This is a genomic window from Myxococcus xanthus (assembly GCF_006402735.1).
Lineage (GTDB): Bacteria > Myxococcota > Myxococcia > Myxococcales > Myxococcaceae > Myxococcus > Myxococcus xanthus_A.
Window position 1 is genome coordinate 3,781,866 of record NZ_CP017174.1, and the last position, 23,308, is coordinate 3,805,173.

The following is a 23,308-nucleotide window of genomic DNA, read 5'->3' on the forward strand; positions in this document are numbered from 1 at the left end:
GGCCTGGCGCTCCTAGCGCTCGAGCTCCCGGCGCACGGCCTGGAGGTACGGGTCTTCTTCATCCGCCGGAGGCGTTCCAGCGGGCGCGGCCGGGGCCGCCGTTTCTTCTGAAGTCGTGGCCGCGGGCGAGGTCTGCTCCGGGGGAGCCGCGCCGCGCTGGAGCTGCCGCCAGATGACGAAGGCGCCCACGGCGACGAGCCCCACCGGGCCCAGCCACACGAACCAGTTGAAGCCTTCCGCGCGGGGGGACAGCAGCACCCACTCACCGTAGCGGGCGACGAAGTACTCGACGATTTCGGCGTCGCTCTTCCCCTCGGAGACGAGCTCGCGAATCATGTCGAGCTGGGCGCGCGCCATGGAGGACGGGCTGTCCGCCACGGACAATCCCTGGCACACGGCGCACCGAAGCTGCTTGCCCAGCGTCTGGGCACGCGCCTCCAGCTCCGGCGCGAGCGGGTCGCTTCCCGCCTGCTGGGGCGCGAACTGGCCGGTGACGAGCGTGAAGGCGAGGGACAGGGTCAGGAGGGCAGCGGTCATCGAAGCTCCATCGAGCCGTCCCTACCTAGCGCCCCAGGCCGTGATTGGACAGTGAAACCTGAGCGGCGGGGGCCCGGCCCGCCGCCCGGCCCGCTGTGCCTACATGGCCGCTTCGGGGTTCAACTGCGCCTGGGCGGCCGCCCGGTGCTCTGGCAGGCCGGTGGTCAGCGCGAAGAGGGCGTAGCCGGCGGGTGAAGCCGCGAGCAGTTCCACACAGTGGTCGCCCAGGCGGTCTGGGACCTGTCCGCCCGCCTTCACATAGGCGTCCACGGTGGCCTCGAACACGGCGTCCACGCCGAGCATCTTCTGGAAGACGAAGTCGCGCGCCGGGTCTCCTACCTTCGCGGTTGTCCAATCGAGGACGCCGGTAATGGTGTCGTCCGGCGCCAGCAGGACATGGGCGGGGTACATCTCCCCGTGCGTCAGCACGACGAAGCGGGGCCAGTAGGAGTCGTCGCCCAGCCAGCGTTCCCAACGCTGGAGGAGGGCGGGCGCCACGTCGAAGGCCTGATTGATGCGGGCGATGTCGGAGGCCCAGTTGGCGCGGACCTGGTCGGGCGTCTCGACGATGAGGCCCGCTCGCCGGGCATCCTCGACGTCGATGGCATGCATCCGGGCCAGGAGCTGGCCGAACTGGCGGGCATAGACGGGGGACTCGCGGTCGAAGTGCCACACGGGCTCGCCCGAGGCGGGGGCCAACGTCAGCCCGGGTCTGCCCGGCAGCGCCGGATAGGCGATGAGGTCCCGGTGGGCGACATGCCACCTGGGCACCGCCACGCCGAGCCGGGGACCGACGAAGTCGAGAATCTTCTTCTCGTCCGGGAGCTTCGCGGAGACGTCTTCACGCCGGGGGATGCGGAGGACCCACTGGGTGTCTTCGAGGTCGCGCGCCATCACGACGCGATAGTCCAGTCCGGCCTCGTTGACCGACAGGGTGTCGGGTTTGAGCTTCAGTCCGTGGTGGCCGGCGAGCTCGACAATCTGGGGGGCATCGTTCGGGGCGGAGGGCATCCAGGGCGTCCTTTCGGGCCTGCACGGTCATCACGCCGGCAGCGCGGGCCACGGCTTCGGGGGGACCACGGTCGCCGGGGAGACGGGCTCGGGCGGGCCATGGGTGAGGCGCCCCGACCCGGCCGGGGCACTCTTCCTGACATCGCGGCCGGGAATCAGAAGCGCCCGTCCACCAGCAGTCCCCCGGAGTTCGGGCCGATGACAGGCGTCAGGCGTGCCTGGATGACGTTTGGCCGCTTTCGTGGGCCTGGGGCTGGAGCGGGGACATCCGACAGGCCCAACTCCTGGCGAAGGCGCTTGTTGTGGCCATCCGCCAGTTCGCGGGCCTCGCTGGCGCTGATGGGATGGGGGTCGTAAAAGATGCCCCACCCCAGCAGCCCTGCTCCCACCAGGCTCACGCCCATTCCCACGAGGAACATGTTCCGCTCCCGGCGGTTGGTCGCGAAACTGCGGTCGATGCAGGCCGAGAAGTCGGGGCCGAGCTCGCAGTCTTCGGACTGAACGCCTGGCGAGGCGATTCCGTAGACGAGCCCGCCAACCATCACGATTCCCCCGACGATCTTCAGGGTGAGCTTCGTGGCGCTTCTCGACTGATACTCCGCCACGAGGTCGTCTCGGCCGAGCTTCTGATAGAACGCCTCACCCTCCAGTGGCTTCTTGTATTTCCCCTCGTACGGGACGGTCCAGCGGCTCGGCGGGCTCCTGACGGCCAGTGGCGAATACGAAAGCGTCACGGCGATGTACTCATCGAACCCGATGTGCCGGAGCTCATATTGCTCCAGCGCCTCTTCAGGACTGAGGGTCGGGCCGCTCTCGGCGATGGGGGCGGGGCTTTCCGCCTCCTCGTTCGCGAGCGTAGGAGTGGTGAACAGGAGGGCAATGATTGCCACGAATCGGAGCATGAGCGCGCGCTTCATATGGGAAGTGCCACGACGACTGCAAGGCCATGGCCTGACGTGCTTGCCTGCCGCGATGTGCGAGGATTTGCCTCGGTGTACAGGTCCTGAAGAGCTCGGGTGGGGCGCCTCCACCGTTTCCAGCTATGGTCCGCCCCAAGATGAAGACCGGACCCTCGGAGCCGCTGCACCTGCCGGAGTACCTTCCCGCGTTGGACGGACTGCGCGGCGTGGCGGTGCTGATGGTGATTGCCTATCACTCACTGACAGGGCTGCGCAGCGCGTCACTGGGCTCGCTCTTTCAGGTGGGCTGGGCGGGCGTGGACCTCTTCTTCGTCCTCTCTGGCTTCCTGATTACGCGCATCCTCGTGCAGACGCGTGAGCGTGGAGGCTACTTCCGTACCTTCTACGCGCGGCGGGCGCTGCGCATCTGGCCCCTGTACTTCCTGGTGCTGGCCTTCACCTTTGGCATCATGGGGCGGCTGCTGCCGGCCCTGGCCTTCGATACCCAGCGTTACTCCTGGACGACCTACGCGCTGTACCTCCAGAACCTCTGGATGACGGACTTCGGTCCCGCGCCCATCAACGTGACGTGGTCCCTGGCCATCGAGGAGCAGTTCTACCTGGTGTGGCCGCTGCTCGTGTTCTTCCTCCGGAACGGGCAGCTCCGCGTGCTCCTGTGGGCGTGCGTGCTGCTGTCCCCCGTGGCGCGCCTCGCGGCCTTGTGGGCGGGCGCGGCGCCCATCCAGGTCTACACCTTCACACTGTTCCGTCTGGATGGACTGGCGCTCGGTGGACTGTTGGCGCTGGGCGTGGTGGATGGCCGCGCCACGGCGGACGGCCTGTCACGGTGGGGCGCGCGGCTCGCGGTGCCCGCGTTGCTCGTGGCCTGCGGGTTGTCCCTCGTCTACTTCGGCCAGGGCGCCGCCATTCACATGGCAACGGCGCTCACGGGGCCGGGCGGCCCGCAGGTTCGTGTGCTGCTGGTGGCGGGTCTGTACACGCTTTGGGCGGTGGGCTTCGCCAGCCTGCTGGGGTGGGTGCTCTCCGGGCGCGCGCGGGTGCTCCAGTCCGTGTTGCAATGGCGGCCGCTGCGCTTCGTGGGGCAGGTGAGCTACGGGCTCTACCTGTTCCATGCGCTCGTCATCCCCGCTGGCGGCCATTACACGCGGCCGCTGTTCTACCGCTTCATTCCCTCGACCTTCGTCGCTACCGCGGTGGGCATCCTGTTCGAGTACGCGGTGCTGCTGGCGCTCACGCTCGTGTCGTGGCGCTTCTTCGAGAAGCCCTTGCTGCGTCTCAAGGACCGCTTCACGCATCCGGAAGCCGCGGGGAAGGCCGTGGCTCCCACGGCCTGATGGCTGGCGTTGGCGTGGGGGAGTGCCGTGCTGCGTATCGACGCGCCAGCTACGAGCGTGGTGGTGCCCAGATGGCGCTGTGGGGCTCCGGCGCGTTGGGGGCTTCCTCCGCGGTGTAGAAGTAGGCCGCGACCGCGGCGCGCCCTCGTCCTTCGGGGCACTCCAGCGCGTTGGGGTGTCCGTGCCAGTGATCGTCGCCGTGAGCCATCACGACCAGGCGATCCAGGAGGGGGGCGATTCGCGTCTCGCACCGGGAGAGGTCCGCGCTCCACAACTCGAGGTCCCCTCCCCAGGCGGGTTCCCAGCCGGGGTTCAGGTAGTAGAGGACGGTGAGCCGGCGGGAGAGCGCGCGGAAGCGATCGCGGTTGAAGTCGGCGTGCAGCGCCAGATGCCCCCCACGCAACGTGAGGTGCAGCCCGGCGCCTCGGAAATGGGGATCCGGGATGAGCCCTTGCACCCCGGTGAGTGACTCCAGGAAGTCGATGAACGCCATGCCGGAGAACTCAGAAAGCAGGTGCCGGAGCGCTCCGGGGACGTCTTCGAACGCCTTGCGCTGAAGCTGTCCCAGTCGAGCCGCCTGTTCGGGGTGGTCGCGTCGCTTCCAACTTGCCTCGGTCGCGCCTGGGAAGACCCCGGCCAGTTCGGACGCCAGCGGCCCCCCCAGGAAGCCATCGATGACGGCGTGGGGATGAGGCCGCGCCGCGCCGTAGCTGGCGCGATGGGCCAGCGCGAGCGAGCGGAGCGCCGTGCGGCTGAAAAAGAAGCTCGGTCCTCGCAGCGGGCCTTCTTCGTGGGTCGCGATGCTCACGTGCCCCCTATAGCAGAACGTGCGGCGCACGCTGCCGATGCCAGGGCACCATGGCGCAGGCGACCGAGTCTGGAACTGCTGCCTCCAGGAGCATCATCGCTCCGAAGGCTGGAAGAGGGCTCAGGAGAGCGCCCGCAGTCCAGCCCGAAGGGCGTCGACATCGGTTTGCGCCAGCAATCGCTCCGTCTCCTCGTTCATCCGCTCCCAATGGGGCAGCGCGGATTGAAGGAGCTGGAGCCCAGCGTCCGTCAGCGTCAGCAATCGCCCGCGGCGGTCGGCCGGGTCGACGGTGGTCTTCACCAGCCCGCGCCTTTCGAGCGGCTTCAGGTTGGCTGTCAGCGTGGTCCGGTCCATCGCCAGGAGCTCCGCGACGGGGCCGATGGACGGCGGCTGGGGGCGATTGAGCGACATCAGCAGCGAGAACTGTCCATGCGTGAGGCCCACGGGGCGCAGGGCTTCATCGAAGCGCCGCGCCAGGGCGCGCGCGGCCTGCTGGACCACCAGGCACAGGCAGTGGTCACGGACGTGAAGCGTCGTGGCAAATGGGACGGCTCTGGACATTGACAAGGGTTATTATGTTGATATCAACTCTTTTTGTCAAAGCAAGATTGCCCCCGCTGGAGAGTTGCCATGGCCTACATCGACGGATTCGTGATCGCAGTCCCCTCGGCGAACAAGGAAGCGTACCGGCAGGCCGCTCTTGCCGCCGCGCCGCTGTACAAGGAGTTTGGTGCGACGCGCTTCGTTGAGAACTGGGGGGACGACGTCCCCGAAGGCAAGGTCACCGACCTGCGGCGCGCGGTGAAGGCCGAGCCGGATGAGGTCATCGTCTTCTCCTGGATTGAGTACCCCAGCAAGGCGGTGCGCGACGAAGCGAACGCGAAGGCAATGCGTGACCCAAGGATGGAGGAGATGGGCGCGAACATTCCCTTCGATGGGAAGCGGATGATCTTCGGAGGCTTCGTTCCCAGCCTCCATGAGGGCGGAGCGGGCAGGCCCGGCTATGTCGATGGCTCCCTCGTGCCGGTGCCGGTTGGAGACAAGGAGGCCTACCATGCCATCGCGTCCCGTCTCGCGGCGGTGCTGCTGGAGCATGGTGCCACGCGCGTCGTCGACGCGTGGGGAGACGACGTCCCCGACGGGAAGGTCACTGACTTCAAGGGCGCGGTGAAGGCCACCGCGGATGAGCAGGTCGTCTTCGCTTGGATTGAGTGGCCGTCGAAGGAGGCGCGCAACGCCGGGTGGGGGAAGGCCATGGCCGATCCGCGCATGCACCCGGACAGCGTGCCCTACGACGAGGGCCGCCGGGCCCACGGCGGCTTCGTGCCGATTCTGGTCGAGATGGCGGCGACGGGCACGGGCGCATAGGTTGCCTCGTCATGCGCCTCCGCCTGGTTTCGTGAAGCGCGGAATGGGCGGAGGACACAATCGAGGAAACGCCGGTGGGCGCCAGCGGCCTCACCGGTCCCATTTCATGAACGCCGACGGGTACCAGACTCCGTAGAAGACCGGCGGCGCGATATTGGGCAGCACATGGTTGGGATCGAGGGACGAGACGTCAACGTCCTCGATGATGCGCTCAATGCTTGGCACGGGGCTTTCCTTGAAGACCTGCTGGCCAAGCATTCGCACAGCATCATCCAGGCTGAACGCCGTCACGCCGACGCCGTACCCCAGACCCTCGTGGTGCGCCAGTTGCCGGTCGGAAAACCCAATCCAGTATCGATGGAGCTTCATTCACGCTCTCGGGGATGTCACCGGCGGAGTTGATTCGGACGAACGCCAGGGGGCCGGCCCGTAGGTTTCCAGGCCATCGCCCGATGACGTTCATCCGAATATACCCGCGTTGATGCGCGACCGCTGCTCAGAGGAAGCGGATGAGCCCGATACCGAGGGTGACCTCGACGACCGGCCGGGGGCTGAACCCAAGCCGGATGTCATCCCAGCCACCGCGCCCGACGAGCATGAGGTGCAGCATGTGAAGGCGCGTCTGGAGGCCGAGACTCGCGCGCAGGGGCACTTGGAGCTGTCCCGTCGACGGCGACATCACGGTGGTGCCCTGCACACCCACGAAGGTGCGGATCTCTTGCAGGCACATGCATTCCGGCGGGACGAGTTCGTGTGAGACGGTGAGGCCAACAGAGGGGCCCAGGCCCGCGTCTTCGGTCGTGCGCGTGGCGGTACGGACGTGGAGCCCCAGTTGGGCGGAGACGCCGACAGGGCGTTTCCGGTTCTGATGCGCGAACTGCGTCCAGTATGCCGCGTCGACACTGATGGCGGCGTTGTCGTAGCGCTGGCGGGTCTCGAGGGCGAGGCCGTCAATCTCCTCGGTGCAAGGGAAGGGGAGGACGAGGCCCATCCCCATTTGATGGGAGCCGACGAGCACGTCGGTCAGTATCTCGTCATCGGCCTTGGCTCCGAGCGAGAGCAGCGGGAGTTCCGCCGCGGCGCGGCTGGGGCTCAGGACGGCGAGCCAAAGCACGGTGCAGAGAATGACGCCCCATCGAGATTCAACCCACGAAGCACACGACTCTCGCTGCCAGAACATGGCCTTGCTCCCTCCTGTGTTGGATGAGAACAAGGTAGAGAACTGGTGGGAGCGCTTCATCACCGCAGCCTCATGATTGCGTCATGAGCGCTTCGACCGCAGGGACATGGCAGCCCCTTACCCGCCGACCCTGAAAGGGATAGCGTCGACACCCATGCGTACTTGGATGTGCTGGGTGTTCCTGGCTTGTTGGGCCCTTGGCGTTCCAGCCCTGGGTGCCACCGTGGAGGAAGTGCCGCGGCTCGCGGCCAACGCGTGGTCCGTGGACACGACCAGGACTCTCACGCCGCAGACGCTGGCGGAGGTGGACCAGCTCGGCAATGCCCTGGTCCGTGATGGCCAAGGCCAGCTCGCGGTGGTGGTGGTCGACACGACGGGGAGCCAGCCGCCGCGCGCCTTCGCGCTGGAGCTCTTCAATCGGTGGGGGCTGGGCACGGCCGGTCGCGACGACGGCGCGCTGCTCTTCATCGCGCTCGAGGACCGCGCGGCGGAGATCATCCTGGGTGATGGCGTGGATGGCCCGAATGAGCAGGCTCGCAGTGACGCCATCATGGCGAACGACGTGGTTCCCGCCTTCAAACGGGGCAGTCCGGACGACGCGGTGCTGGAAGGCGCACGCGGGCTGCATCAGCTCATCGTGACCTCGGAGCTCAATCAGCCTCGCAACGCCCAGGAGGCCGCATCGGCATGGGATCCCAGGCTCGCGGAGTCCGCATGGTCGGAGGACTCCGCCGTCACCATCGTGTCTGAAGGACCGAGGGAGTCGGAAGGTGCCCTGAACGTTCCCGCACTGGCGGGAGGGGCGGGGCTCGTGGGGGCCGTGGGGTTGGCGGGCCGGGCGCTGCTTCGACGCAGACCACGCCGGTGCCAGAAGTGCCGCAACCCGAGGACGCGGCTCGATGAGGATGCCGACGATGCCCACCTGATGCCGGGGCAGGTTCGTGAGGAGCAGTTGGGCTCGGTGGATTACGACGTGTGGTGGTGCGAGCCATGCCAGGACGCGGTGGTGGAGCGCTTTGGAACGCTCTTCACGCGTCATGTCCGGTGCAAGAAGTGCCGTTATGTGACAGCGAACAAGACGAGCCGGACGATTCGCAGCGCGACGTACTCCTCGGGCGGAGAAATCGAGGTCACGGTGCGTTGCACGCACTGTCACCACACCGCGACTTCCCGCCACTCGACGCCGAAGCTCACGCGGTCCACGTCGTTGAGCTCATCCAGCCGGAGCAGCTCTTCGAGCGGCGGGCGTTCGTCGGGCGGTGGCTCGAGTGGGCGCTGGTAGTTCGCCGCGTTCACCCGCGCCGCCGCTGACGCCAGGCGTCAGCGGCTTCGACGTGGCCGAGTTCCACGGCGCCCACGGCTACCTGATTGACCGGTTCTTCTGGGGCCCCGCCGTGAATCCTCGCCGCCTGGCCTTCTCCACCACCTCGGTCTCCCTGACCCGAGCCTCTTCCACCACTGCGCTCATCGTTCCTGCCTGGGGCGCCCTGCACACTCAACTGCTGGGTACGAATTGTCTCACTGACGTTGGCAGAGAGGGATTGCCCGTGCACTGGTTGCGCGGATACCTTGCCTCTCATGGGTGACTCCTCTCAGATTGTTGTGGACAGGGACGCATCTGCGGACGTCGCCCCTCCGTCGTGCGGCGCATCATCTCCTGCTGCCCCTCCTCGTCGCTGTGGGCCCGTTGGCGGGCTTCGCCCAGACGCCACCGACCATTCCTGCCGGCAAGGGAGGTGGCGATGCGGGAACGACGGTGCCCGTGGTTCCGCCACCGCAGCCACTGATCTGCCCTGCCGAACGTCGCGTCACGGTGTCACCTGACACGTTGAAGAAGCAGCTGCGCGCCGCGACGACGACCGCCGAGGTGAAGAAGCTGCTCGCGCCACTGCACTTCGAGTTCGGGTGGGACCAGGCCGATTCGTGCAAGGCGGAGAGCGCCCCCGCGGCCGTGACGCTCGATGTCTTCCGTGCGCGCATCATGTCCTCGGAGACGGTGGATGTCGTTCTCCAGATGCGTTGGGGGTGCTGACCGGTGTTTCATCAGCCGTGGTCCGTACCTCCGTCGAGATGAGCATCCGCGCAGAGGGGAAGGAGTTCCCTCGCCGACTCAGGCTCAGGGAGCGGGCGCGGAACTGTGGGAAGGAGGTCACGCTCCCGTCCGGTGCGGTGCAGTATGTCGACGAGTGTTCCGAGGCCTCGAACGAAGTGGTCTATTGCTACAAGCGCACGGGGCCACAATCCCCCGGAGTCTACGTGGAGTGTGGGTGACGGCGCCCTCTGCGCCGCCCGCCACGAATAGCATAGACAGGGCGAACACCTTCTGCTGCTCAGCCTCCTCCTGGTAGCTGCCTAATCTCCTCACGTGTCGGGACGTCCCGCCAGGCGCCGATAGGGTGCTCGCTCACCCAGTGCGTCAAGAAAGCGGAGCGGCCTGACTTGGAAAAGCAGCCCATTGCGTGCCAGGTGGTGGCGGTTGGTTCGAGAGAGGCGCGAGCGGCGAATCGTTGAATGGATGGGGGGGACGGGGTTTCGAAGGCAGATGCCGACGCTGTCAGTGCACATCTCCCGCGCCTTTCGTTGAGTGAAGAACGCGCTCGGCCGTGCACGACTCACCGCTTTCGGACCGTCCCGTGGCACGAGGCCGTCATCGTTGTCACTAGCGTCCTACCTTCATCGCCACCAACTGGGCGTGACGAAGGTGCGACGCAAGTCCGGAGGATGGGGTGAGCGATGACCAGGGGCACGATGGCCGCGCAAGTCACGGAGGGAGAGTCGCTCCAGTTCGCCCTGGATGACATCAAGGACTACGCCATCTTCATGGTTGACCTTGAGGGGCGCATCGCGAGTTGGAACGCGGGCGCGGAGCGAAGCAAGGGATACAGCGCGCAGGAGATTGTCGGCAAGCCCTTCAGCATTCTCTTTGCGCCCGAGGACATCCAGAGCGGGCAACCCGCGCGCGAGATGCGCTTGGCGCTCGAACGAGGCGTCTACATGGGCGAGGGTGTACGCGTCCGGAAGGATGGCTCTCGCTTCGATGCGGAGGTGACGCTGCGACTTCTCTTGGACGATGCCGGCCAACCTCGTGGCTTCGTCAAGGTGACCCGGGACATCACAGAGCGCAAACGAGCCCAGGAGGCCGAGCGAAAGCGCATCGAATTCGAGAAGGAGCTCATTGGCATCGTGAGCCACGACCTGCGCAATCCCCTCAACGCGATCCTGCTCTCCGCCACCCAGCTCCTGCGTCGTCAGGAGATGGACGCCCTACAGGCCCGGGGCCTCGTCAGAATCGTCTCCTCGGCGGAGCGAGCGGCGCGGCTGATTGGCGACCTGCTCGACTTCACCCAGGCTCGCCTCGGGGATGGCTTGGCCATCCATCGAAGACCCACCGACCTTCAAGGGCTTGCCCTGCAGGTGGTGGAAGAGGTGCGCCTGAGCAATCCCGGAAGAGAAGTACAGATGGAACACAGCGGTGATGGCACGGGGAACTGGGACATGGACCGTATTGCGCAGTTGCTCGTCAATCTCCTCAGCAATGCGCTGAAGTATGGAGCGAGTGACCGCCCCGTGCGACTGATAACCCGAGGGGACGCTGATGGCAGCGTGGACATCGAGGTCCACAACTGGGGCGAGCCGATTCCTCCCGGTGAACTCCCGTACTTGTTCGAGCGACTGTCGCGAGGGCCCAGCGTGACGGGCAAGCCCCAGGGAGGTATTGGGCTGGGCCTTTTCATCGCCAATCAGGTCGTGCGTGCTCACGAAGGCACCATTCAGGTGTTCTCAAGCAGGGAGAATGGCACGACGTTCACCGTCCGACTGCCTCGCCAAGCTTCGTGAGCGCGAGCGGCCTGCTCACACGAGCGACTGCGGTGCCCAGATTTATCAGCAGACGGGATGCTACAAAGCGGCTCTCAGATTCAGCTCGCCGGCAGCCCCTGGAGTTGCCCCCGTCAAATCGGACAGCTTGGGCTTGGACAGGAGGCTGAGCAGGTGCGTGACTGGAGCACTGCGCGTGAGCTGATGGGCCTCGTGTACCGGTCAGCTTCGTCGTGAGGGGCGCGACCTTGCTCGCCTCGCTCGTCGGGTTGGCGGAGGGGTTGGTGACGATGAGGCCCGAGTAGTTGGCCTAGGCCGGGTTGTTCGTGTTCTGCACGCGCACCACGTAGAGTCGCTCGGAGAGGCTGAAGCCTCCGGTGGCCGCCACCTGGGTGCCGATGGGGGTGTACTCGACGCACTTGTCCGCGGCCACGTTGGTGAGGAGCGCGCGCAGCTCGGTGGTCCGTTGACGAAGGCCGCGCGCCGCAGGGGAATCTCCACGAGCTTCGTGGGGGCCGCTTTCAGCGGCGCGAACAGGACGATCTCCGGCAGGCCTCCGGAGAAGGGCTGCTCGTCACTGTTGGAGGGCGTATCGAAGAGGGTGAGGGGCTGGTTCTGGCGCCGCCAGCCGAAGCGCGGGTCGATGTTGAGCGTGCCCAGGCGCGCGAAGCTGACGACGAGCCCCTGGGGCAGGGTGAAGGCACAGCCGTCGGGGGTGGTGAGCACCAGCAGCTTGACGAACCTGTCCAACGAAATCGGGGCAAGCCCAGACCGGCACCGCGCTTGTTCTGTCACATGCACGATAGTGGTTTCACTCCGCACCTGGATGCCTCGCGGCGCGTCGCTCATGCTCGTACCGTGATGGACTCCGTCCACCATGTGCTCCCTGGCTCGGGGGTGAACCGTGATGAGTCGACACGGAATGATGCGGTCAATCGCCATGGCGCTGGCGCTCGTCGCTTCCCTGTGCAGTCGAGGCGCCGAGGAACGCCCGGGCTTGCTTCGCCAATAGGACATGGCGCCGGTCAGCACCGTCATGCTCGCCAGGGGTGGGCGGCACACGTTGGCGCTGAGGGCGGACGGCACCGTGCGGGGAAGGGGGCTGACTTCTATGGTCAGCTCGGAGATGGGACGAATCTCAATCACTCCGCCTTGGCGCTATGCGTAACCACGCCTTCATCCGCGAACCACTCATCGTCGACCCCATGGCCACGGGCGGCCAAGGCGTCACCGACTGCCAGCACAGAGCCTGCCGAGCCGCTGTTGGGATCCGGAGCAAACTGGGCTGCCACGAGGAATCGCATCACTTGAATTCATAGGACAGGACTCCGTGCCCTGGTGATAGGTTTCGCAAGGGCTCGTTCACGGACAGTCATCCCGGGAGCGAACGGGCAATCACGGAGGCATTTCCGTCCCCGAGCCCGTGTGAAAGACAATGCGAGGCGCCCTTCATGCCCTCTCCTCACCCGAAGACCTCAGACTCGGGAGTCATGGACTCAGGGCCCTCACGCAAGGACGGCCTGGACATGCTTCGGGCTTTGGCCATCGTTTCGGTGCTCTGTTTCCACTCCCCGGAGTCCGTGCGGCGGGCCCTGCCGGAGGTGCTCCGTGCCGGCTTCGACGTGGGCTGGGTGGGCGTGGACCTGTTCTTCGTCCTCTCCGGCTACCTCATTGGTCGGCAGGTGTTCGCGACGGAGGACGCAGCGCCTCTGGGACTTCAGCTCCGCACGTTCTGGATCAAGCGGTGGATGCGAACGCTGCCGCTCTACTTTCTCGTCCTCGCCTTCCATGGACTGAAGCCATGGTTGCTCGGGACACCCTTCGTGGGAGGAGGTTGGCACTACCTCGTCTTCCTCCAGAACTACGTCGGCGTGCGCGACTTCGTGCAGAGTTGGTCGCTCTGTGTCGAAGAACATTTCTACGTGGTCCTGCCGCTGCTCGCCTTCGGCCTGCGCGCCCGCTCCGCCCCCGCCTGGGCATGGCTGATGCCCTTGCTCCTGAGCTTGGGGGCCCGAGCCTGGGAGGTACACACCGCCGCGCCGGGCCAGTTGCCCGCGGAGCAGTGGGTGCGTTTGCAGTGGCGCACCCACCTCCACCTGGATGGACTCGCGGTGGGTGTCTTTCTCGCGAAGACCGCGCCGCGCTGGCAACGGTGGCCCCAGGCTTGGCGAGGGGCCTGCGGCGCGATGGGCGCCCTATTGCTCGGGGTGACCTTGGCAGTGTGCGTGCCTCACCTGCCGGACTGGGGAGGCGTGTGGATCTTCGCAGGGCTCGCGATGGGATTTGGCGGGCTGCTCGTGGCCACGGAAGCGGTTGCGCTGCCCGTACCGCTGAGAGGTCTCGTGTACCAGACCGCGGTCCTCTCCTATGGCACCTATCTCTGGTTCTGGGTCGTGGTGCGCGTGTTCGAGCGGCAAAGCCTGACCTTGGGTGTGTGGGGATTGGATCTGCTCGCCTTCATCACGGTGACGCATGGGCTCGCATGGGTGACGTACGTCGCAGTGGAGAGACCTGCCCTGCGGCTGCGGGATAGGCTGCTTGCGTGGCAGTCCTCGCGGGCGGAGGCGCGTGACGGGGTGGTGGCACCCGGGCGCTAACGGCTCGGCAGTACAGACATCGGAGCAGGACCATGCGGGTCACCACTCACTTCGCCCTCTGGTTGGCGGGCAGGGTACCCGCACGATAGGCCTATGAAATGACGAGGGTGAGGAGGTGGGTGCGGTAGGTGTCGTCGTGAGCATCCTGCCGCACGCGTCTGGGCAGACTTGCCTTGAACGAGGTGTCAGCCTTCAGGACGGCGAGAGCGGCTCGGCGTACCACGGCGAGGTTCTGAGCGCCTGGGGCCATTGTGGATGCGCGTGGCATCCTCATGCAGCACGACGTCCAGACGCTGATGCAGCCCATTTTCCACCTCTCAGTGCGCACGCACGAAGGTCGCCATGGCTTCGGCATCGGAGGGCTCGCGGGTGCTGACGAAGAAATGCAGCTCGCGGCTTGTCTCGGTGCCGTTCAGCGTAACGACAGAACGCTCTCGAACCAGCGCCAACACACTGTCCAGTCTCCCCATGACACGCTCCAGGCATGTCGCTCAGCGCCGCTCCAAAGACGATGAGCAGCAGCAGTTCGAGCGGGAAGACCACCTTGTGCGCGCGCCGCCTCGGGTCCTCCACCGCCGCAAAACGCGCAAAGAGCAGCTGGGACATCCCATCACTCGAGGTCGTCTCTCCCGTTCTGGTCATGGCAAGGGGGCACGGACACGACCGGAGTTGCCGCTGCGCACGCTGTGGTCAGTCCGTTTGGGCGTGTCGCTTCCTGGGGATGCCACGTGGATTGACGCTGACATGACACCCTCATGGCGCAGCGACCGAGCGTGGGAGAGGGGCAAGTGCATGCGAATGAGCTCCGCCTGCGCTTGATAGCCTCGTGCCTCAACTTCTCTGAGAAACACAGGCCAAGGTGGGATGTTGCTCATGTATACATTGGTGGCGGACGTGGACATGCCTCCACCCTGGCCCGTCGACAGTCCTCCGCCCTGATCCGTGCTCAAATTGCGCGGCCACAATCTCTCGCCCGGCGCGGCCTTCACTGACGGCCCTCGTCCGCTACTCCGTCCAGGAAGTGCGAGGACTCCTGCTTTCACTCCTGCGTCTGACCGTGGCTCCACTCGCGCACGTCTTGGCCTGGAGTCGCTGGCGACGCCACCACCAAGCCGTCGCCATGCGCTGTCACTACCGCGCACGTGGTGCGCGGCTCAAACTACAACTGTAGGATAGCAGCGCCTAACGAAAGTGTGGACCGGACTGGCCAGTAGCAAGGGCCGTCTCCAGCTTGAGGAGCATGGTCCGCGAACTCGTTCCCGACGCCTTCTGGCAGCGCGTGGCGCCGCTGCTGCCTTCGCCTCGGCCCAAGAAGAAGCTGGGCCGGCCTCGTGCGGACGACCGGGCGGCGCTGGAGGCCATCGTCTTCGTGCTTCAAAGCGGCATCCCGTGGGAGATGCTGCCTCGCAAGCAGTTCGGCCTGTCGGACATGACGGCCTGGCGCAGACTGGAGGAATGGACCCGCGCAGGCGTGTGGGAAAAGCTCCAGGAGCGGCTGCTGGATGAGTTGGGCCTGCGCGGCAAAGTGGACCTCTCCCGCGCCTCCATCGACTCCTCGTCCGTGCGGGCGTCAAAAAGGGGGCCCTCACGGGCCCAAGCCCGACGGATAGAGCGAAGGCGGGTAGCAAGCATTATCTCCTCGTAGAGGCCCACGGCCTGCCGCTGACCGAGTCCGTGACGAGCGCAGGGACGACGTCGACTTCGGCTTCCTCGTCCTCGGCTGCTGCGTCATGCTCCTCCGCCGCCTCTGTCCTGGCATTTGTTAGGAGCTGTTACCTCCGAAGTACTCGCCAGGGACGCGGGCCCTGTCACTTGACAACCCAAGGTGCCCCCGTTACCACAAGGCAAACCGCTGACGTTCGAGGTTGATGCGCAGGAGGCCTAGATCACCCTGAGGCCCCGCCCACACACTGGGCGGACACCGGCTGTTGAGACAGCCGAAGGGGGGGCGTGTGCCCCTCTCCCGCATCAAATTGGTAGGATTCCTCCGTGAACGTCTCACGCAAGGAGCTGCGCGTCCTGAACGTGCTGGCTCAGGGCGGGCGTATTCTGAAGCACAAGGATGAGAACGGGCAGTTGACCCACGTGGCGTGTGTCACGCCAGAGGGCTGGCAGTTGTCGCTCTGCACGCTGGAGGTCTTCCAGCAGTTGAAGCGGCGAAAGCTCATCTCCTCGGTGAAGGGCGGCCCGTACCTCATCACCAGGCTGGGGCTTCAAGCGCTCTGCGGAAGTTCAAAGACACGCTAGAGGCGATCTCAGAATTGCCTCAAGAGGATGAGGATGCACCCGAGTCACCGTTCAGGGGTGGTGTTGAGGTCCTCGTCGCTGTGTGCAGCCCGTGGAGGATGCGCACGAAACCCCTGCGACGCTGGAAGCGAAGATTGAAAGACTGGTTCGCGAACATCTGGTGGAGCAGCAGCTCTTGGTGAAGGCGGCGGTGAGTGCGCATTCTCAGCGCTGACTGCCTCCCCAGATGTGGCGACGCAGCGGCGAAGGACGGGAGTCCGACGGCCATCGAGCGCGGTCGCCGACCTCGCGAAGCGGTTGCTCGAAGCGGTACAGGCGTGCCCAGGCGAGACGATGACGCGGTGAACGTCAAGGTAGTTGTCGCGTGAGAGGGGGCAGCCCATGCGCTTCATCTCCTGCACTGCCGGGGTGAGGTTCGGAGAGGGGCCGAGGCGGACGGGGCCAGCTGGCGTCCCGTCGCGCGTGTCACGACTCCATCGCTCGGGATGCCGGACTCGGGCACGTTGAGACACTTGGTGGCGCTGGGCGAGGTGCGCCATCTCGCGGCCGAAGTGCCTGTCGTCGGGCGTGGCGAAGCGGATGGCGGAGTGGCGGCTTCTCAGGTCTGCAGGCTGGCGAAGCCGTCGTCCCTGCGTCTGAAGTGCAGGCCCTCAAGGCCCAGGTGAGAGAGCTCCAGCGGCTTTTGGGCAAGGAGACGCAGGAGGCGGAAATCCTCCGGAACGCGGTGGAGTTTGCCCGCGAAAAAACTATGCCGGCAAAGCTCTCCTGAGCTCCCGCTCAATCGCGGTGAGGGAGGCGTTCGGATTGGCCCGGAATCGACGGCCCAAGAGTCGAGCGTGTTGCCGTCTTCGAAGGGAGGCACGCAGATACCTCCACGCGACGACGTCTTTGGGGGCCAGTTCAACGCCGACAGTAGGGGCCAGCCGGGTCGCCACTGCGGCGACGACTCGCACCTGACCGCGCACCACCAGGCCCTCATTCGCGAGACAGCCGGACGCGGGTGAACGCCGAGCGCATGCGCATGAAGGGCAACTCCACGTAGGCATACAGCAGGAGTGACAGCGCCAGGGTCAGGGCCCAGCAGAGCGTCATCGCTCCCAGCAACTGGGCGACGGAGGGCACCTCTTTCAGTCCGATGAGCGTGTAGACGCCAAAGATGATGATGGGGTGGAGCAGGTACGTTGAATAGGACAGCCGCGCGATGGGATGCCATGCCTTCGCCGCGAGCAATCGGCCCCACCACGCACCGACTCCGCGTGCGGCGAACCCGGCGAGCAGGAAGGCCGCGGCGCCGATGGCGAACACGGTGTGGTAGGCGCTCAGGTAGGTGATGCTGAACACGGCGGACCATTCGCTGCCGGGCAAGAAGACGGGCGGCGCGATGACCCACACCCAGCTTACGATGCCGACCGCGAGCAGGAGCACCGCACTCCAGGGAGTGTCCACCACCCACCGCCGGTAGGGGCCACGCATCAGCTCCGTGACGGCCACTCCGATGAGCAGGGCGCCGAAGCGGGTGTATGGCTTCACGTAGAACACGTCGTTGTATGACTCGAAGGGCTGTGGGGCGATGCGTTCGTGGATGATGATGGGCAACTCCACCCCGTGGCTCCGGATGAGCCACGCGCGGATGGCGATGCCCACCCCCGCGAGCGCCACCATCACCGCGAGGTTGCGTCGCGCCGACGTGCCGCACAGCAGCAGCAGCAGAGGAAAGAGGAGATAGAACTGCTCTTCAATCGCCAGGGACCATGCCCACTTCATGCACTGCTGGGCGGTGGGGATGAAGTTGTTGACGTAGAGCAGGTTGGCCCAGGCGAAGCGCCAGTTCTCGCCTGACAGCAAGCAGAAGAGCAGGAGCACCACGACATATGCGGGCATCAGCCGCAGCAGGCGGCGGGAGTAGAACTGGAGCAGGTTGATTTCACCCCGCGTCTCCAATTCGCGCACCAGCATCCCGCTGATGAGGAATCCGCTGATGACGAAGAACAGGTCGACGCCCAGGTCGCCGCGGATGAAGAAGGTGAACAGGGGATGGGTCGCGTGTTCGTTCACCACCGCCATCAGCGCGTCGCGCGGGATGAACATCCCGATGCACCAGATGCAGTGCAGGATGAACACCCAGATGATGGCGATGGCTCGCAGGCCATCCACCTGCTTGACGCGTGCCTCCCCTGGGTTCACCAGGGTCGCCAGGGCCTGTCTCAGACGGCCTGCCTCGATGCGCTCACCCATGTTGGTCTCGCTCACTGCACGTCTCGCAGAAGGTCGTCGACCTCTTGGTCGAATTCGTCTTCGGTCAGCCCCGCGATCTCCTGCACCAGCCGTTCGTCGTCGCGAGTGTCAGGCGGTGTGGCCCGGGTGGGAAGACTTGCTGGGGGCGCCTCGGTGGCTTCGCCCCAGATGGACTTCAGCAAGTGCGTCGCCAGCTCCGAGATGGTCGGACTGTCGAAGACCACCACCGAGGGGAGTTCGTGCGACAGCTCGCGCTGGAGACCGTCCTTCAGGTGCAGCGCCGCCAGCGAGTCGAGCCCCAGCTCGAAGAGGGCCCGCTCGGGGTGAATCTCGTTGGCGGCGCGGTTGCCAGGGAGCAGTTGCGCCGCCAGCCGCAGGATGAGGGCCGTGAGCGCCTCGCGCCGCTCGCCCGCGGGAAGTCCGTCGAGCATGCCGCGCGCGAGCGCGCCAGGGGCCTCCTCCCCGGCTCCGCCCAGCGCGGCCAGCCAGCCGAACCTGGACGTGCGGAGCAGGGTGGCCAGCTTGGACCAGGTGAACCGGCCGATGACGACTTGAGGCGCTGTGGCGTCCAGCAGCCAGGGCAGGCATTCGATGCCGCGCTCGGGGGCGATGAGCGACACGCCCCGGCGCTCCATTCCCTGCCGCTCACCGGCCTGGGCCATCAAGCCGGTGCCCGCCCAAGGGCCCCAGTTGATGCTGGTGGCGGGCAGCCCCGTAGCGCGTCGTTCAATGGCCAGCGCGTCCAGCCATGTGTTCGCCGCCGCGTAGTTGCTCTGTCCCGCCGAGCCCAGCACGGCGCTGGCCGAGGAGAATATCCAGAAGAAATCGAGCGCGTGGGTGCGCGTTGCCTGGTCCAGCCACAAGGCACCTTGCACCTTCGCGGCGAAGGCCCGGGAGAAGGACTCCCACGTGTGCTGCCGAATGAGCCCGTCCGCCAGCTCGGCCGCCGCGTGGATGACGCCACGCAGGGGCGGACCCTGGAGCTTCTTCACCAACGCGAGCACCTGCTCCCGGTCGGTGATGTCCGCCTGGAGGACATGGACCTGGAGCCCCTGGGCTCGCATGGCGTCGATTCGTGCCTGCTTCGCGGTGTCGGGGGCCCGGCGGCCCACCAGGGTGACATGTCCGGCCTTGGACCGGGCCATCCACTCGGCGACCAGGAGGCCGATGTCTCCGAGTCCTCCGGTGATGAGGTAGTGCCCGTCCTCGCGCAGCTCCACGGGGCCCGGGACCGCGGCGTCCCGAAGCGGCGCTGGCTGGAGGCGCAGGACCCAGCGCTCCCCCGCGCGCAGGCAGCGTTGATCCTCTCCCGCTTCCGTGCTCAGCGCGGAAAGGAGTGCGTCGACCTGCGCATCAAGCGGACCGTCGTCGAGGTCGAGCAGGCCGCCATACCGCTCCGGCATCTCCTGCGCTAGCGAACGGCCAAAGCCCCAGAGCGACGCCTGGGTCGAGTCCGGAACGCTCGATGCGTGCACCACTTGCTGGGCATTGCGGGTGACGAAGAGGATGCGAGCCTGTTGCTTCATTCCACCCAGCGCCTGGGCGAGTGACAGGGGGCCCGCGCAGGTCAACGCCATGGCGTCGGCGATGCGCCGCGCTGACTCGGGCCTGGTGGCGTCCAGGGCCCAGAGATAGACGGCGTGGGAGCACGCTTCGAGGGCGTGGGGCAGGACGCTTCCGGGAGCCGTGGGCGCGATGACGAACGTGGTGTCGTCGACGCGGTGTGACTGCTCGCCTGCGAGCACCTGCACCCATGGGATTCCGCGGGACGAGAGCGTGGCGCAGAGCTTTTCACCCAGGCCACCCGCGTCCGAGAAGACGGCCACTCGGCTGATGTCCTGGAGCTTCCGTGCCTCGCCCGCTCGTGGCGTCTCCTCACGAACCCACGTGGGCACGTAGGTCTCCAGCACGGAATCGGGCTGTTCGCCTGGGCCTGCCTCGGGGGCCTGCCGCAGTGACTTCACGCGGAAGCCCTCCACTTCCGCGATGCAGTCGCCCGCGGTGTTTCGCAGCAGGAGGTCACAGCTCCACACGCCCTGGGCCGGAGCCTCGGCGTTCCACTGGCCGAGCACCTCCGTGGGGCCTCGGGGCGTTCCCCGGAAACGGAGCCGTTTGACGCCGACGGGGACGAATGTTCCTCCCGACGAACCAGGAGGTTCGACCACCGCCAGGCCATGGAAGGCGGCGTCCAGCAGGGCAGGCGGGATGTCCTGACGTGTGTCGCTCACCGGCTTGAGCCACGCCTGGAAGCGGTGCGCGTCATGGCGCAGACGTTCGACGAGCGCGAACGCGGGGCCATAGTCGAGTCCTCGCGATTTCAGCAGGGCGTAGAAGTCCTTCATTCCCTCCGGACCGACCTGGGGTGCGCCCACGCCCGCGACGAACAGCGCTGGCATGGCGCTTCCGTTCCCCGATTCGACGGCGAGCGGGCCGCACTGGCCCTTCGCATGAAGACGGCTTCGTCCCTCTTCATCCTGGCTCGTGATGGTGAAGGTGCCTCCCTTCACGTCCACCTGGACGGTCGTCTCCCCCGAACCCATGGAGAGCATCTGGACGATGTCCACGTCACGGAGTTCAACGTCCATTGAACCCGAGGCGAGCATGCACGCGGCGCGGGCCATCTCGAAGTAGCCAGCGCCCGGAAAGACGACGCGTCCCTGGACCTGATGGTCGCGCAGCTCGGGATGGCTTCGGGTGGAGAGCACCGAGGTGAAGCGCGCCTCTTGCCCATCGCGACGGGTACACGTCTGGACCAGCGGGTGGAGCCAGTCGTGCTGGGGACCGCGTGCCTCGTGGTTTCTCACGCCACCGGGCCACAGCGCCTCGTGTTGCCACGGATAGCGGGGCAGGGGGACACACCGGCCACGCTCGCCCGACAGGATGCTCCAGTTCACGGATGCGCCAGCCGTGTAGACGAGCGTGACGGCTCGCCGGAGCGCCTCGGCGGGTTCGCGGGCTTCCCCGATGGAGATGACGTGGACGGATTGCAGCGTTGCATCCGGTGAAGAAAGCTCCGCCCCCAGCTCAAGCAGCAGTCCGTGGCCTTCGCGGGTGAGCTTCGCGACATGGGACGGGAGCGCCTCGACGCTCCCTCCTGTCACCGTCAGCTCGCTGCCCCGGACCCAGCCTCCGCTCAGCGTGGAGTAGAGCGGAAGGCCTGTGTCGTGGAGCGGCAGGGCGGCATGCCAGGACGCTCGCGACGCGGTGTCCATCCTGGCGGCGGATTCCAGCGCGGTCGACACCGCGTCGGGAGAGACCCGTCCCGCCACGAAGGCCGCCGCGAGCAGGGCTTCACCGTGCCCCAGCACCGCTTCCGGCACCACGCCCCAGGCGCGCCAGAGGTCCGCGAGCGCCACTGCGACCACGAAGCGTCCGGGAGCCTCGAGGTCGAGCCCCGAGGAGACGGCCGACGGCGCTGTCCCCGCGAGCCAGGTCTCAAGCTCCACGCCCAGCCCTGCCTGGAAACGGTGGCTCCACTGCCGGCACGACTCGGCGAAGCGCGGCTCCTGCTTGAGGAGCGTCGCGGCGAAGGCCCGCCAGTGACTGGGAAGCGCGGTGAAGGCCCAGGCGAGTCGTGGGGGCTCCGAGGGGGCGTTCCAGGGGCCGGGCCGCCGGGCCTGCTGCCGCAGCGCCGTCACGACTTCGTCGCGGGAACGGCCAATGACCGCCGCGCGGAAGCGGTGGTGCGTGCGCCGCGCTCCCGCCGTATGCGCGAAGTCTTCCAGCGACAGTCCAGGCGTCTGCTCCAGCCAGTCCGCATAGCGCGAGACCTGCTCGCGAAGTGCTGCCTCCGAGCGCGCGGAGACGGGCACCAGGTGGAGGGACTCGCCGGCCGAGCATGGCTGCCGAGCCTCTTGCCCTGGCGGGCCTTCGAGGATGACGTGGGCGTTGGTGCCACTGAAGCCGAACGCGCTCACCCCCGCCCGCGCGGGTGCGCCAGCGCCGAACCAGGGGCTGTGCTCGGTGAGGACGCGAAGCGGGGCGTTGGTCCAGTCGAACAAGGGATTGGGCTTCTTCAGGTGAAGATGCGGAGGCACCTCCCGGTGCCGGACGACCAGCGCGGCCTTGATGAGCCCGGCGATTCCCGCCGCGGGTTCCAGATGGCCCATGTTGGTCTTGATGGAACCGATGGCGAGCGGCTCATTCGCCGCGCGACCCTGCCCATACACCGCGGAGAGCGCCGCCAGCTCGATGGGGTCTCCCAGCTTCGTCCCCGTCCCGTGCGCCTCGACATAGGCGATGTCCCGGGGCTCCAACCCGGCGTCGCGCAGGGCATCCCGGATGACCATCTGTTGCGCCCGACCATTGGGGGCAGTGAGGCCGTTGCTCCTCCCGTCATGGTTGATGGCGGAGCCCCGGATGACGGCGGCAATCGGGTCCCCGTCTCGCATGGCTTCCGACAACCGCTTGAGCACGACCATGCCGCAGCCCTCGCTGCGCACGAAGCCGTTGGCCGCGGCATCGAAGGTCTTGCACCGGCCGTCTGGGGCCTGGGACATCAGCACGGAGAAGTAGACGTTGTTCTGCGGCGCGAGGATGAGGCTGACGCCGCCCGCCACCGCCAGGTCGCATTCCCGCGAGCGCAGGCTCCTCACGGCCTGATGGACGCTGACCAGGGACGACGAACAGGCCGTGTCCAGCGTCATCGCCGGACCCATCCAGCCGAACACATACGAGATGCGGCCCGCGGCGATGCTGGCGGTCGTCCCGGTGCCCGCGTACGGGTCGATGCGACGGGCATCACCGGAGTGCATGTTCTGGAGCATGAAGTCCTGCCCGGACAGACCCAGGAAGACACCCGTGCGGCTGCCCTCCAGGTGCTCGAGCCGCTGCCCCGCGCTTTCGAGCGCCTCCCACGTCACCTCCAGCGTGAAGCGGTGCTGCGGGTCCATCTGCACCGCTTCACGCTCGGAGATGTCGAAGAAGCCGCGGTCGAAGTCCTCAACACGCTCCAGGAAGCCGCCGTGCCGGGTGTACATCTTCCCGGCGACCTGCGGCTTCGGGTCGTAGAACGCGTCGAAGTCCCAGCGCTCCCGCGGAATCTCCCCGATGACGTCGCGCCCGCCGCGCAGCAACTCCCACAGCCCGGACGGGTCTTGGACGTCACCTGGGAGCCTGCACGCCATGCCGATGATGGCGATGGGCTCCCGCTGCGAGCGGACCACCGCATCGAGCTGCTCCTGGAGTTGACGCAGTGCCGCCGTGGCCCGCGACAGGAGTGCGGAGCTGTCTCCGGTCTTCTGTTGCATGACTTC

Annotated in this window: 19 protein-coding genes and 1 pseudogene; 9 read left to right on the forward strand and 11 right to left on the reverse strand. The window is 66.8% G+C overall.

The window, feature by feature from the left end; all coding sequences use genetic code 11:
- Positions 1-12 precede the first annotated feature (12 nt).
- From BHS09_RS16055 to BHS09_RS16065, 3 genes are all read right to left on the reverse strand, one after another.
- A complete protein-coding gene (locus BHS09_RS16055; protein ID WP_140791047.1) occupies positions 13-537 on the reverse strand; it encodes a cytochrome c-type biogenesis protein in 525 nt (174 codons plus the stop codon).
- Positions 538-636: 99 nt separating this feature from the next.
- Positions 637-1,548: a macrolide 2'-phosphotransferase gene (locus BHS09_RS16060; RefSeq protein WP_140798297.1), complete on the reverse strand. Its 912-nt coding sequence runs from the start codon at positions 1,546-1,548 to the stop codon at positions 637-639.
- A 155-nt stretch (positions 1,549-1,703) separates the two neighbouring features.
- Positions 1,704-2,465, reverse strand: coding sequence for a hypothetical protein (locus tag BHS09_RS16065; protein ID WP_140798298.1), 762 nt, complete (start codon positions 2,463-2,465; stop codon positions 1,704-1,706).
- A gap of 140 nt (positions 2,466-2,605) precedes the next feature.
- Here BHS09_RS16065 and BHS09_RS16070 point away from each other — a divergent pair, with 140 nt between their 5' ends.
- Positions 2,606-3,802, forward strand: a complete 1,197-nt coding sequence (locus tag BHS09_RS16070) for an acyltransferase family protein (protein WP_237080379.1) — start codon at positions 2,606-2,608, stop codon at positions 3,800-3,802.
- A 49-nt stretch (positions 3,803-3,851) separates the two neighbouring features.
- Here BHS09_RS16070 and BHS09_RS16075 read toward each other — a convergent pair whose 3' ends face one another.
- On the reverse strand, positions 3,852-4,610 hold the full coding sequence (locus tag BHS09_RS16075) for a 2OG-Fe(II) oxygenase (RefSeq protein WP_140798300.1): 759 nt from the start codon (positions 4,608-4,610) through the stop codon (positions 3,852-3,854).
- 120 nt (positions 4,611-4,730) lie between these two features.
- Complete coding sequence (locus BHS09_RS16080) at positions 4,731-5,171, reverse strand: MarR family winged helix-turn-helix transcriptional regulator (protein ID WP_140791057.1); 441 nt, start codon at positions 5,169-5,171, stop codon at positions 4,731-4,733.
- A gap of 69 nt (positions 5,172-5,240) precedes the next feature.
- Here BHS09_RS16080 and BHS09_RS16085 point away from each other — a divergent pair, with 69 nt between their 5' ends.
- Positions 5,241-5,978, forward strand: a complete 738-nt coding sequence (locus tag BHS09_RS16085; protein ID WP_140798301.1) for a DUF1428 domain-containing protein — start codon at positions 5,241-5,243, stop codon at positions 5,976-5,978.
- Positions 5,979-6,068: 90 nt separating this feature from the next.
- Here the strand turns inward: BHS09_RS16085 and BHS09_RS16090 are convergent, their stop codons facing one another.
- Positions 6,069-6,347, reverse strand: a complete 279-nt coding sequence (locus tag BHS09_RS16090) for a hypothetical protein (protein WP_140791061.1) — start codon at positions 6,345-6,347, stop codon at positions 6,069-6,071.
- A 127-nt stretch (positions 6,348-6,474) separates the two neighbouring features.
- Positions 6,475-7,218: a hypothetical protein gene (locus tag BHS09_RS16095; protein ID WP_140798302.1), complete on the reverse strand. Its 744-nt coding sequence runs from the start codon at positions 7,216-7,218 to the stop codon at positions 6,475-6,477.
- Between the two features lie 94 nt (positions 7,219-7,312).
- Between BHS09_RS16095 and BHS09_RS16100 the strand changes: the two genes are divergently transcribed.
- The 3 genes from BHS09_RS16100 to BHS09_RS16110 all read left to right on the forward strand — a co-directional run bounded on the left by BHS09_RS16100 (position 7,313) and on the right by BHS09_RS16110 (position 10,995).
- Entirely contained in the window at positions 7,313-8,440 is a 1,128-nt protein-coding gene (locus BHS09_RS16100) for a TPM domain-containing protein (protein ID WP_140798303.1), read from the forward strand.
- Positions 8,441-8,986: 546 nt separating this feature from the next.
- Positions 8,987-9,190, forward strand: coding sequence for a hypothetical protein (locus BHS09_RS16105; protein ID WP_140798304.1), 204 nt, complete (start codon positions 8,987-8,989; stop codon positions 9,188-9,190).
- Between the two features lie 701 nt (positions 9,191-9,891).
- Positions 9,892-10,995, forward strand: coding sequence for a PAS domain-containing sensor histidine kinase (locus BHS09_RS16110; protein WP_140798305.1), 1,104 nt, complete (start codon positions 9,892-9,894; stop codon positions 10,993-10,995).
- 289 nt (positions 10,996-11,284) lie between these two features.
- On the opposite strand, the gene BHS09_RS39920 is transcribed toward BHS09_RS16110, so the two are convergent.
- Positions 11,285-11,407 (reverse strand): hypothetical protein, encoded by a 123-nt coding sequence (locus BHS09_RS39920; protein WP_257792144.1) that lies wholly within the window; start codon positions 11,405-11,407, stop codon positions 11,285-11,287.
- 1,093 nt (positions 11,408-12,500) lie between these two features.
- On the opposite strand from BHS09_RS39920, the gene BHS09_RS16115 reads away from it, so the two are divergent.
- Positions 12,501-13,571, forward strand: coding sequence for an acyltransferase family protein (locus BHS09_RS16115; protein ID WP_237078330.1), 1,071 nt, complete (start codon positions 12,501-12,503; stop codon positions 13,569-13,571).
- 317 nt (positions 13,572-13,888) lie between these two features.
- Here BHS09_RS16115 and BHS09_RS38600 read toward each other — a convergent pair whose 3' ends face one another.
- Positions 13,889-14,041, reverse strand: coding sequence for a hypothetical protein (locus BHS09_RS38600; RefSeq protein ID WP_161604888.1), 153 nt, complete (start codon positions 14,039-14,041; stop codon positions 13,889-13,891).
- A 770-nt stretch (positions 14,042-14,811) separates the two neighbouring features.
- Between BHS09_RS38600 and BHS09_RS16125 the strand changes: the two genes are divergently transcribed.
- The 3 genes and pseudogenes from BHS09_RS16125 to BHS09_RS40300 form a co-directional block, all read left to right on the forward strand.
- The gene (locus tag BHS09_RS16125) at positions 14,812-15,216 is read left to right on the forward strand and encodes a transposase (RefSeq protein WP_140798307.1); all 405 of its coding nucleotides are present in this window, start codon (positions 14,812-14,814) and stop codon (positions 15,214-15,216) included.
- 344 nt (positions 15,217-15,560) lie between these two features.
- The gene (locus BHS09_RS16130) at positions 15,561-15,818 is read left to right on the forward strand and encodes a YjhX family toxin (RefSeq protein ID WP_140791077.1); all 258 of its coding nucleotides are present in this window, start codon (positions 15,561-15,563) and stop codon (positions 15,816-15,818) included.
- A gap of 607 nt (positions 15,819-16,425) precedes the next feature.
- Positions 16,426-16,569: pseudogene (locus BHS09_RS40300) on the forward strand (IS3 family transposase); the annotation flags it as partial.
- Positions 16,570-16,793: 224 nt separating this feature from the next.
- Here the strand turns inward: BHS09_RS40300 and BHS09_RS16145 are convergent.
- Entirely contained in the window at positions 16,794-18,068 is a 1,275-nt protein-coding gene (locus BHS09_RS16145) for an acyltransferase family protein (protein WP_140798308.1), read from the reverse strand.
- Positions 18,065-23,302, reverse strand: a complete 5,238-nt coding sequence (locus BHS09_RS16150) for a type I polyketide synthase (RefSeq protein WP_140798309.1) — start codon at positions 23,300-23,302, stop codon at positions 18,065-18,067. The genes BHS09_RS16145 and BHS09_RS16150 overlap by 4 nt, the downstream gene beginning before the upstream one ends.
- Positions 23,303-23,308 lie beyond the last annotated feature (6 nt).

Coding starts and splice junctions, on each gene's coding strand:
- BHS09_RS16065 (WP_140798298.1), bottom strand. CDS start 2,465: ATGAAGCGCGCGCTCATGCTCCGATTCGTGGCAATCATTGCCCTCCTG.
- BHS09_RS16080 (WP_140791057.1), bottom strand. CDS start 5,171: ATGTCCAGAGCCGTCCCATTTGCCACGACGCTTCACGTCCGTGACCAC.
- BHS09_RS16110 (WP_140798305.1), top strand. CDS start 9,892: ATGACCAGGGGCACGATGGCCGCGCAAGTCACGGAGGGAGAGTCGCTC.
- BHS09_RS16150 (WP_140798309.1), bottom strand. CDS start 23,302: ATGCAACAGAAGACCGGAGACAGCTCCGCACTCCTGTCGCGGGCCACG.
- BHS09_RS16055 (WP_140791047.1), bottom strand. CDS start 537: ATGACCGCTGCCCTCCTGACCCTGTCCCTCGCCTTCACGCTCGTCACC.
- BHS09_RS16085 (WP_140798301.1), top strand. CDS start 5,241: ATGGCCTACATCGACGGATTCGTGATCGCAGTCCCCTCGGCGAACAAG.
- BHS09_RS16090 (WP_140791061.1), bottom strand. CDS start 6,347: ATGAAGCTCCATCGATACTGGATTGGGTTTTCCGACCGGCAACTGGCG.
- BHS09_RS16125 (WP_140798307.1), top strand. CDS start 14,812: ATGGTCCGCGAACTCGTTCCCGACGCCTTCTGGCAGCGCGTGGCGCCG.
- BHS09_RS16100 (WP_140798303.1), top strand. CDS start 7,313: ATGCGTACTTGGATGTGCTGGGTGTTCCTGGCTTGTTGGGCCCTTGGC.
- BHS09_RS16115 (WP_237078330.1), top strand. CDS start 12,501: ATGCTTCGGGCTTTGGCCATCGTTTCGGTGCTCTGTTTCCACTCCCCG.
- BHS09_RS16095 (WP_140798302.1), bottom strand. CDS start 7,218: ATGAAGCGCTCCCACCAGTTCTCTACCTTGTTCTCATCCAACACAGGA.
- BHS09_RS38600 (WP_161604888.1), bottom strand. CDS start 14,041: ATGGGGAGACTGGACAGTGTGTTGGCGCTGGTTCGAGAGCGTTCTGTC.
- BHS09_RS16060 (WP_140798297.1), bottom strand. CDS start 1,548: ATGCCCTCCGCCCCGAACGATGCCCCCCAGATTGTCGAGCTCGCCGGC.
- BHS09_RS16070 (WP_237080379.1), top strand. CDS start 2,606: ATGAAGACCGGACCCTCGGAGCCGCTGCACCTGCCGGAGTACCTTCCC.